The sequence below is a fragment of the Bradyrhizobium sp. STM 3809 genome (assembly GCF_000239795.1).
In the GTDB taxonomy this organism is placed as follows: domain Bacteria; phylum Pseudomonadota; class Alphaproteobacteria; order Rhizobiales; family Xanthobacteraceae; genus Bradyrhizobium.
This window is the reverse complement of record NZ_CAFJ01000602.1, coordinates 1-10261: the sequence shown is the minus strand read 5'-3', so window position 1 is coordinate 10261 and position 10261 is coordinate 1. Positions and strand designations below refer to the sequence as shown.

At 67.9% G+C, this 10261-nt stretch carries 6 protein-coding genes and 1 riboswitch; of the genes, 3 read left to right on the top strand and 3 right to left on the bottom strand.

Annotated elements, in window-relative coordinates; translation table 11 throughout:
• A partial coding sequence (recA, locus tag BRAS3809_RS27255; protein ID WP_035658943.1) for a recombinase RecA occupies positions 1-1064 on the top strand: 1064 nt, incomplete at its 5' end.
• A gap of 163 nt (positions 1065-1227) precedes the next feature.
• On the opposite strand, the gene gcvP is transcribed toward recA, so the two are convergent.
• From gcvP to gcvT, 3 genes are all read right to left on the bottom strand, one after another.
• A complete protein-coding gene (gene gcvP / locus BRAS3809_RS27250) occupies positions 1228-4101 on the bottom strand; it encodes an aminomethyl-transferring glycine dehydrogenase (RefSeq protein ID WP_008965228.1) in 2874 nt (957 codons plus the stop codon).
• Between the two features lie 142 nt (positions 4102-4243).
• Entirely contained in the window at positions 4244-4609 is a 366-nt protein-coding gene (gene gcvH, locus BRAS3809_RS27245) for a glycine cleavage system protein GcvH (RefSeq protein WP_008965227.1), read from the bottom strand.
• A gap of 26 nt (positions 4610-4635) precedes the next feature.
• Positions 4636-5790 carry a glycine cleavage system aminomethyltransferase GcvT gene (gcvT, locus tag BRAS3809_RS27240; protein ID WP_008965226.1) on the bottom strand — a complete coding sequence of 385 codons (1155 nt, stop codon included), beginning with the start codon at positions 5788-5790 and terminating at the stop codon, positions 4636-4638.
• 146 nt (positions 5791-5936) lie between these two features.
• Positions 5937-6049: riboswitch (glycine riboswitch) on the bottom strand.
• A 182-nt stretch (positions 6050-6231) separates the two neighbouring features.
• Between gcvT and alaS the strand changes: the two genes are divergently transcribed.
• Positions 6232-8907, top strand: coding sequence for an alanine--tRNA ligase (alaS, locus tag BRAS3809_RS27235; protein WP_008965225.1), 2676 nt, complete (start codon positions 6232-6234; stop codon positions 8905-8907).
• A 2-nt stretch (positions 8908-8909) separates the two neighbouring features.
• Positions 8910-10136 carry a cyclic nucleotide-gated ion channel gene (locus tag BRAS3809_RS27230; RefSeq protein WP_008965224.1) on the top strand — a complete coding sequence of 409 codons (1227 nt, stop codon included), beginning with the start codon at positions 8910-8912 and terminating at the stop codon, positions 10134-10136.
• The last annotated feature ends 125 nt before the right edge of the window (positions 10137-10261 follow it).

Sequence of the window (10261 nt, the reverse complement as noted above, 5' to 3'; positions counted from 1 at the left end):
TCGAAGGTTCCTCCATGGATAAGAGTAAGGCGCTCTCTGCTGCGCTGTCCCAGATCGAGCGTCAGTTCGGCAAGGGCTCGGTGATGAAGCTGGGCAAGAACGACCGCTCGATGGATGTCGAGACGGTCTCGACCGGTTCGCTCGGGCTCGATATCGCGCTCGGGATCGGCGGCCTGCCCAAGGGGCGCATCGTCGAGATCTACGGGCCGGAATCCTCGGGCAAGACGACGCTGGCGCTGCACACGGTGGCAGAGGCGCAGAAGAAGGGCGGCATCTGCGCCTTCATCGACGCCGAGCACGCGCTCGATCCGGTCTATGCCCGCAAGCTCGGCGTGAACATCGACGAACTCCTGATCTCGCAGCCGGACACCGGCGAGCAGGCGCTGGAGATCTGCGACACGCTGGTTCGCTCCGGCGCGGTCGACGTGATGGTGGTCGACTCGGTCGCGGCGCTGGTGCCGAAGGCCGAGCTCGAGGGCGAGATGGGCGAATCGCTGCCCGGTCTTCAGGCGCGATTGATGAGCCAGGCGCTGCGCAAGCTGACGGCGTCGATCAACAAATCCAACACGATGGTGATCTTCATCAACCAGATCCGCATGAAGATCGGTGTGATGTACGGCTCGCCGGAGACGACCACGGGCGGCAACGCGCTGAAGTTCTATGCCTCCGTGCGCCTCGACATCCGCCGCATCGGCGCGATCAAGGAGCGCGACGAGGTGATCGGCAACACCACGCGCGTGAAGGTCGTGAAGAACAAGCTCGCGCCGCCGTTCAAGCAGGTCGAGTTCGACATCATGTACGGCGAGGGTGTCTCCAAGATGGGCGAGATCCTCGATCTCGGCGTCAAGGCCGGCATCGTCGAGAAGTCCGGCGCCTGGTTCTCCTATGACAGCCAGCGGCTCGGGCAGGGGCGGGAGAACTCGAAATCCTTCCTCAAGGCTAATCCTGACATGACCGCCAAGATCGAGGCCGCGATCCGCCAGAACTCCGGCCTGATCGCCGAGCAGATCCTGGCGGGCGCCGCCGAGCGCGACGCCGACGGCGAGGAGCCGGCGGAGGAGTAGGGCTCGCGGGCCATCTGAAAAGAAAGCGGAGCGGGCGCCGGTCGGTTGACTGCGGCGCCCGTTTTTCGTTGGCGCGACTGCGGGACGGATGTCTTCAGCAAAATGAAAGCCGGGTGTGCTGCACCCGGCTTCCAATGCTCGAGCTAGCTGAAAGCTGCCGACCTCACTCAGCCGCCTGCGCGTAGTCCTCGACCGGCGGGCACGAGCACACCAGGTTGCGGTCGCCATAGACGTTGTCGACGCGGCCGACCGGGCACCAGTATTTGTCGGTGCGCGAGGTGCCCTCCGGGAAGCAGCCCTCGCTGCGGCGATAGGCGCGGCTCCAGTCATCGTCGGCGATGTCGTGCACCGTGTGCGGCGCATGGCGCAGCGGCGAGGCCTCGATCTTGAAGCGGCCCTGCTCGACCTCGGCGATCTCCTTGCGGATCGCGATCATGGCGTCGCAGAAGCGGTCGAGCTCGGCCTTCGATTCCGACTCGGTCGGCTCGATCATCAGGGTGCCGGCGACCGGGAAGCTCATCGTGGGCGCATGGAAGCCGTAGTCGATCAGCCGCTTGGCGATGTCGTCGACGGTGACGCCGCTGGTCTGCTTCAGCGGCCTGGGATCGATGATGCACTCATGCGCGACGCGGCCGCGCTCGTTGCGGTACAGCACCGGAAAATGCGGATCGAGCCGCGCTGCGACGTAGTTGGCGTTTAGGATCGCGATCTCCGTGGCGCGCGTCAGGCCCTCGCCGCCCATCAGCAGCATGTAGATGTAGGAGATGGTGAGGATCGAGGCCGAGCCGTAGGGCGCGGCCGAGACCGGCCCGACCGGATGCCCGCTCGCGCCATCGGTGTCCGGATGTCCCGGCAGGAACGGCGCGAGATGCGCCTTCACGCCGATCGGGCCCATGCCCGGGCCGCCGCCGCCATGCGGGATGCAGAACGTCTTGTGCAGGTTGAAATGGCTGACATCGGCGCCGTAGTCGCCGGGACGGGCGAGGCCGACCTGGGCATTGAGATTGGCACCGTCGAGATAGACCTGGCCGCCATGCGCATGGACGATGTCGCAGATGTCGCGGATGTGCTCCTCGAACACGCCATGGGTCGAGGGATAGGTGATCATGATCGCGGCGAGCTTCTTGCTGTGCGCCTCTGCCTTGGCCTTGAGGTCGGCCAGGTCGACATTGCCGCCTGCGTCGCAGCCGACCACGACGACCTCCATGCCGACCATGTGCGCGGAGGCCGGATTGGTGCCGTGGGCGGAGGAGGGGATCAGGCAGATGGTGCGATGGCTTTCGCCGCGGCCGGCGTGATAGCCGCGGATCGCCAGCAGGCCGGTATATTCGCCTTGCGCGCCCGAATTCGGCTGCAGCGAGACCGCGTCATACCCGGAGATCCGGCACAGCCAGTCCGTGAGATCGGCGAACATCGCATGATAGCCGGCGGCCTGGGAACGCGGCACGAACGGATGCAGACTGCCGAACTCCGGCCAGGTCAGCGGGATCATCTCGGTCGTTGCGTTCAGCTTCATCGTGCAGGAGCCGAGCGGGATCATCGCCCGGTCGAGCGCGAGGTCGCGGTCGGCGAGCTTGCGCAGGTAGCGCAGCATCTCGGTTTCCGAGCGATGCGCGTGGAACACCGGATGGGTGAGGTACGGCCGCTGCCGCTTCAGCTCCGCGGGGAGCGCGTCGTGTGCCTCGGCCTCGATGCCAGCGTAGGACAGCTCGCCGCCGAACGCGCGCCAGACCGCTTCGACGACATCGGCCGTCGTGGTCTCATCGAGCGCGATGCGCAACCGGCTGCCGTCGCGGCCGAGATTGATGCGCTCGCCTTCGGCGCGCGCGATGATCGAGGAGACGCTGGCGCCGGCTTCGACGGTGACGGTGTCGAAGAAGGCGTCGCTGGTGGGCGCGAAGCCGAGCTTGCGCAGTCCGGCTGCGAGCACCGCTGTCCGGCGATGCACCGTGCGCGCGATCGCCTTCAGCCCCGCGGGACCGTGATAGACCGCGTACATCGCGGCGATCACCGCAAGCAGCACCTGCGCGGTGCAGATGTTGGAGGTCGCCTTCTCGCGGCGGATGTGCTGCTCGCGGGTCTGCAGCGCCAGCCGGTAGGCGGGGGCCCCGCGCGAATCGACCGAGAGGCCGACGATGCGGCCGGGCAGCGAGCGCTTCAGCGCATCGCGCGCCGCCATGTAGGCCGCGTGCGGACCGCCGTAGCCCATCGGCACGCCGAAGCGCTGTGCCGAGCCGATCGCGATGTCGGCGCCGAGCTCGCCCGGCGAGGCAATCAGCGTCAGTGCCAGCAGGTCGGCGGCGAGAACCGCCAGTGCGCCCCTCTCGTGCAGCTTGGCGATGGCAGCACGCGGATCGCGCAGGGCACCGGTCGTGTCGGGATATTGCAGCAGGCCGCCGAACACCTCGGCGCCCTCGAGATCCCTGGCGGGATCGCCGACGATCAGCTGCCAGCCGAGCGGCTCGGCGCGGGTGCGCAACACCGCCAGGGTCTGCGGGTGGACGTTCCGGTCGACGAAGAAGGCCTTGGTCTTCCCCCTTGCCGACCGCTCGGCCAGAGCCATCGCTTCCGCGGCCGCGGTGCCTTCGTCGAGCAGGGAGGCGTTGGCGACGTCGAGACCCGTCAGGTCACAGATCATGGTCTGGAAGTTGAACAGCGCCTCCAGCCGGCCCTGGCTGATCTCCGGCTGATACGGCGTGTAGGCCGTGTACCAGGCCGGGTTCTCCAGGATGTTGCGCTGGATCACCGCCGGCATGATCGTGCCGGAATAGCCCTGGCCGATCAGCGAGGTGAAGACCTGGTTCTGCGCCGCCAGCGCGCGCATGTGCGACAGCGCCTCGGTCTCGCTCAGGGCGGGACCGATGTCGAGCGGGGCGGCCTGGTGGATCGCGCCGGGCAGGGTCTGCGCCATCAGCTCGGCAACGCTCTTGGCGTTCACGGTCTCCAGCATCGCCGCGACATCGCGCGGCGAGGGGCCGATATGGCGGCGGGCGAAGCTGGTGGCGGCATCATCGAGCGGTGTGAGCGGCGTGGTCATGAGCAATCCTCTATGCCTCGTCATCCCCCGCGAAGGCGGGGCATCCAATAAACGGTGACGGTGAGATCAGACGGAGAGAGCGCGGCGTACTGGATCGCCCGGTCGCGCCGGGCGATGACAGGGGGGCGCCGCACTATGCGCATCACGCCGTGTGCGCCTTGTAGGCGGCCTCGTCCATCAAGCCGCCGAGCTCGCTCTTGTCGGCGATCTTGAGCTTGAAGAACCAGGCCTTGCCGTCGGCATCGGTGTTGACCAGCGCAGGCTCATCGACGATCGCCTGGTTGACCTCGAGGACCTCGCCAGTGATCGGCGCATAGACGTCGGAGGCGGCCTTGACCGATTCGACCACGGCGGCGGCTTCCGTCTTCTTCAGTGCCCGGCCGACCTGCGGCAGCTCCACAAACACGACGTCGCCGAGCTGCGCCTGCGCGTAGTCGGTGATGCCGATGGTGGCGACATCGCCGTCGATGCTGAGCCATTCATGGTCGGAGGTGTAGAGCGTGGTCATGGACGTCCTTCAGCGCTTGCAAGGGGTCAACGTTTGTAGGTGTTGGGAACGAACGGCGTGACGGCGACGCGCAGCGGAAGCCGTTGGCCGCGCACGTCGGCGAACAGTTGCGTATCGAGAGCGGCGAGCGCGGTCGGCACGTAGCCCATCGCGACGGGCGCATTCAGCGTCGGCCCGAAGCCGCCGGAGGTGACCTGGCCGACCGGCTCGGCGGACCCGGCTGTGGCGAACAGCGTGGCCCCTTCGCGCACCGGCGCGCGGCCCTCCGGCCGCAGGCCGACCCGGCGACGCGCCGCGCCGCCGTCGAATTGCGCCAGGATCTTCGCCGCGCCCGGAAAGCCGCCGGCGCGGGCGCCGCCGCTGCGGCGGACCTTCTGCACCGACCATTCGAGCGCCGCCTCGACCGGCGTCGTGCCGGTGTCGATGTCGTGGCCGTAGAGGCAGAGCCCGGCCTCGAGCCGCAGGCTGTCGCGGGCGCCGAGCCCGATCGGCAGCACGTCCTTGTCGGACAGCAGCGCTTCGGCGAGCTGCTCGGCCTGGTCGGCAGGAACCGAGATCTCGTAGCCGTCCTCGCCGGTGTAACCGGAGCGCGAGACGTAGCAGGCGAGGCCGTCGACCGCGCGCGGCCCCGCATCCATGAACCGCATGCCTTCGGCCTCTGCACAGAATTTCGCCAGCACCGACGCCGCCTTCGGCCCCTGCAGCGCCAGCAGCGCGCGGTCGGCCAGCGGCTGCACCTCGCAGACGTCGGACAGGCCGTCGCGCAGCAGGTTCACGTCGGCCTCCTTGCAGGCGGCGTTGACCACCAGCACCAGGTGCTCGCCGAAATTGGCCACCATCAGATCGTCGAGGATGCCGCCCTCGGCATTGGTGAACTGGGCGTAGCGCTGGCGGCCCGCCGGGATGCCGACGATGTCCTGCGGCACCAGCCGCTCCAGCGCGGCGGCGGCGTCTGCGACCTTGCCGGATTTCGGCAGCAGGGCGACCTGGCCCATGTGGGAGACGTCGAAAAGACCCGCGTGGCTGCGGGTATGGAGGTGCTCCTTGAGCACGCCGGGCGCGTATTGCACGGGCATCTCATAGCCCGCGAACGGCACCATCTTGCCGCCGAGGCTCACGTGGAGCGCATGCAGCGGCGTTCGATGCAGGGGAGTGGAGAGAGCAGCAGCCGGTTCAGCCATCGGTCAGGGGTCCTCGCGCGGTTTCCCGGGACCAGTCCCGAAAAACACCACCGAAGCCCCATCTGTCGCTGTGCCTGAGAGTATTATCCCGTCGGCGGACGCCTCCCGGGACCAGGCCCGGCCAGCGTCTCTTTCCAGATGCAGTTGAAGTCGCGAGGGTCCTTTTGCCTGAGAGTTTCCGGGGCGGTTGCTCCTTCGGCGCCGATCTCTTGAAGTTCAACCAGAACCTCAGAAGACCGGTCTCTCCCGACGCGACTGTCGTTGAGTAGCGGCGACAAAACACCAGCTCACCCGACCTGTCAACGCGTCACCACGGCTTTCAACCAGCTTTAGGAGCCGTGCAGCAACCCCATGATGTTTCTGCACAGTTTCTGGACACGCGATAGTCCCTTGTCTAAAAGCAATGCCGCCGAATTCCCGGACTTCTTCGATTGGATTGCTATGAGCGGCGTCAACGAGATCAGGTCGACCTTCCTCAATTTCTTCGCTGCGAACGGCCACGAGATCGTGCCGTCCTCGCCGCTCGTGCCGCGCAACGACCCGACTTTGATGTTCACGAACGCCGGCATGGTGCAGTTCAAGAACGTCTTCACCGGGGTCGAGAAGCGGCCGTACCACCGCGCCACCACGTCGCAGAAATGCGTGCGGGCGGGAGGCAAGCACAACGACCTCGACAATGTCGGCTACACCGCCCGGCACCACACCTTCTTCGAGATGCTCGGCAACTTCTCCTTCGGCGACTACTTCAAGGAGAACGCCATCGAGCTCGCCTGGAAGCTCGTCACCAAGGAGTTCGGCCTCCCGAAGGACAAGCTGACCGCGACCGTCTATATCGACGACGACGAGGCGTTCGGGCTGTGGAAGAAGATCGCGGGCCTGCCGGAGTCGCGCATCATCCGCATCGCCGGCTCGGACAATTTCTGGCAGATGGGCGACACCGGCCCGTGCGGTCCGTGCTCGGAGATCTTCTACGACCACGGCGACAAGATCTGGGGCGGCCCTCCGGGCTCGCCGGAGGCGGATGGCGACCGCTTCATCGAGATCTGGAACCTCGTGTTCATGCAGTACGAGCAGCATGAAGGCGGCAGCCGCACCAGCCTGCCAAAGCCGTCGATCGACACCGGCGCGGGCCTCGAGCGCGTCGCGGCCGTGCTGCAGGGCAAGCACGACAATTACGACATCGACCTGTTCGTCGCGCTGATCCGCGCCATCGCCGATCTGACCAATGCCGATCCGCAGGGCCCGCAGAAGGCCTCGCTCCGGGTCATCGCCGACCACCTGCGCGCCTCGTCGTTCCTGATTGCGGACGGCGTGCTGCCGTCCAACGAGGGCCGCGGCTACGTGCTGCGCCGGATCATGCGCCGCGCGATGCGCCACGCCCAGCTGCTCGGCGCGCGCGAGCCGCTGATGCACAAGCTCGTCGGCGCGCTCACCCGCGAGATGGGCCAGGCCTATCCCGAACTGATCCGTGCTGAGGCGCTTATCAAGGAGACCTTGCGCCTCGAGGAAACCCGCTTCCGCAAGACGCTGGAGCGCGGCCTTGCCATTCTCGACGAGAAGTCGGCCTCGCTCTCCAAGGGCGACATGTTCGACGGCGACGTCGCCTTCACTTTGTACGACACCTACGGCTTCCCGCTCGACCTCACCCAGGACGCGCTGAAGTCGCGCGGCATCAGTGTCGACCAGGCGTCCTTCACCGACGCCATGGAGCGGCAGAAGGCGAAGGCACGCGCCGCCTGGGCGGGCTCCGGCGAGGCCGCGACCGAGACCGTCTGGTTCCCGCTGCGCGAGAAGCTCGGCGCCACCGAGTTCCTCGGCTACGACACCGAGACCGCCGAAGGCGCGGTCACCGCGCTCGTCAAGGACGGCGCCGAGGTCGACAGCCTCAAGGCCGGCGAGAGCGGCATCATCGTGCTGAACCAGACGCCGTTCTACGGCGAATCCGGCGGCCAGGTCGGCGACACCGGCGTGATGACCGGCGACGGCGTCCGCGTCCGCATCACCGACACCCAGAAGAAGGCCGGCGACCTGTTCGCGCATCTCGGCACGGTGGAGCAGGGCACGCTCAAGCCCGGCACCGCGCTGCAGCTCGAGGTCGATCATTCCAGGCGCTCCGCGATCCGCGCCAACCATTCGGCCACCCACATCCTGCACGAGGCGCTGCGCCAGGTGCTCGGCGACCACATCGCCCAGCGCGGCTCGCTGGTCTCGCCCGACCGCCTGCGCTTCGACTTCGTCCATCCGAAGCCGATCACGGCGGAGGAGCTCGCCCGCGTCGAGGACATCGCCAACGACGTCGTGCTGGAGAATGCCGAGGTCACGACCCGGCTGATGGGCCTCGACGACGCCCGCGAGGCCGGCGCCCGCGCGCTGTTCGGCGAGAAATATGGCGACGAGGTCCGCGTCGTCTCGATGGGTAACGCCGCGCGCGACCACGGCACTAATGCGATGGGCTGGTCGGTCGAGCTGTGCGGCGGCACGCATGTGAAGCGCACCGGCGATATCGGCCTGATTGCGGTCACCTCGGAGAGCGCGGTGGCCTCCGGCGTCCGCCGCATCGAGGCACTCACGGCGCGCGGCGCCCGCGCCCACGCCAACCACAATCTGTCGCTCGCCAAGGCCGCCGCGGCCGAGCTGCGCACCACCGTCGACGAGGTGCCGGCGCGCATCACCGCGCTGATGGAGGAGCGCAAGAAGCTCGAGCGCGAACTGTCGGATGCGCGCAAGAAGCTCGCGATGGGCGGCGGTGCGGCGGCGGGCGGAGCTGCCTCCGGCATCCGCGAGGTCGCCGGCACCAAGCTGATGGCCCGTGCGGTCGATGGCGTCGAGGTGAAGGATCTCAAGTCGCTGGTCGACGAGGCCAAGAAGCAGCTCGGCTCCGGCGTCGTCGCCATCGTCGGCCGCAGCGAGGACGGCAAGGCCGGCGTCGTGGTCGGCGTCACCGCCGATCTCACCTCGCGCTTCAACGCCGTCGAGCTGGTGCGCGCGGCGTCCGAGGCGCTGGGCGGCAAGGGCGGCGGCGGCCGTCCGGACATGGCCCAGGCCGGCGGCCCCGATGGCACCAAGGCGGAGGCTGCGCTTGCCGCGATCGAGAGCGCGATCGGCAAGGCCGGCTGATCGTGTTGCCGCTCGGGCCGGGCGAAAGCGTTCGTCATCCCGACCTGCGGGACCGGCTCTACGAGCTGCTCGAGCACGACCATCTGCCGAGCACGCACGGCTCGCGCCTGATCCAGTTGATCGTGCTGGTCATCACGCTCGACGTGCTGGCGGTGGTGCTGGCGTCCGACCCGGACATTGCGGCGAGCCTCGGCTGGCTGCTGCGGCCGATCAAGGTCGTCGCGCTGGTCGTGTTCGCCGCCGAATATGTCGCGCGGCTCTGGAGCGTCGCCGGCCACATGCCGCGGCGCCAGTCACCGGGCCGGGACCGGCTGGCCTACGCGTTCTCGGCGCTCGGGATCATCGATCTCCTGTCCTTCGTGCCGGCCACCATCGCGCTTCTGCTCGGTGCCCGCAGCCTGGAAGCGGTGAGTATCGTGCTGCCGTTCCTCAAGCTGGTGCGCTATTCGCCGGCGCTGCGCTCGCTGCTGTCGGCGGTGCAGGCCGAGCGCCGCACGCTGGTCGGCTGCCTCGTGATCCTGGCCGGCGCGGTGCTGCTGTTCGCCTCGCTGCTCTACGCCGTCGAGCGCGATGTGCAACCGGACAAGTTCGGCACCATCCCGCACGCGATGTGGTGGGCGATCGTGACGCTCGGCACCGTCGGCTATGGCGACGTCGTGCCGGTGACACCGCTCGGCCGCATCATCACGGTGGTCGCGATCATCTGGGGCTTCGCGATGATCGCGCTGCCGGTCGCGATCATCTCCACGGCGTTCGCCGAGGAGATCAAGCGCCGCGACTTCGTCGTCACCTGGGGCATGCTCGCCAAGGTGCCGCTGTTCTCGCATCTCAACGCCTCGGAGATCGCCGACATCATGCGGCTGCTGCGCGCGCGCACGATCGAATCCGGCGAGGTGCTGGTGCGGCGCGGCGATGCGGCATCATCGATGTATTTCATCACCGCCGGCGAAGTCGAGATCGAGCTGCCGACGCAATGCGTCAAGCTCGCCGACGGCACCTTCTTCGGCGAGATCGCGCTGCTGCACCGGACCAAGCGCTCCGGCACCGTCACCGCCACGCGCAAGACAAGGCTGCTGGTGCTGGACGCGCAGGACTTCCACGCCCTGATCGCCCGCATGCCGGCCCTGGCCGCCCATGTCCGCACCATCGCCAAGGCCCGCATGGCCGACTCCGGCGACCTCGCCATCGCCGAGCTGTCGCAGGCCGAGCATGAGGAACAGGGCGGGTAGGGGCACGATCGGTGTGCAACTCCGGTCTCCACGCTAACCCCTCATGGTGAGGAGCGCCGCGCCGATCAGGCAATGCCAGGCAAGATGGTCGCACGCGGCGCGTCTCGAACCATGAGGCCGCGACT

Bases quoted from the DNA above. Each gene is read 5' to 3' on its own strand.
- alaS (WP_008965225.1), top strand. From the start codon at position 6,232: ATGAGCGGCGTCAACGAGATCAGGTCGACCTTCCTCAATTTCTTCGCT.
- gcvH (WP_008965227.1), bottom strand. From the start codon at position 4,609: ATGACCACGCTCTACACCTCCGACCATGAATGGCTCAGCATCGACGGC.
- gcvP (WP_008965228.1), bottom strand. From the start codon at position 4,101: ATGACCACGCCGCTCACACCGCTCGATGATGCCGCCACCAGCTTCGCC.
- gcvT (WP_008965226.1), bottom strand. From the start codon at position 5,790: ATGGCTGAACCGGCTGCTGCTCTCTCCACTCCCCTGCATCGAACGCCG.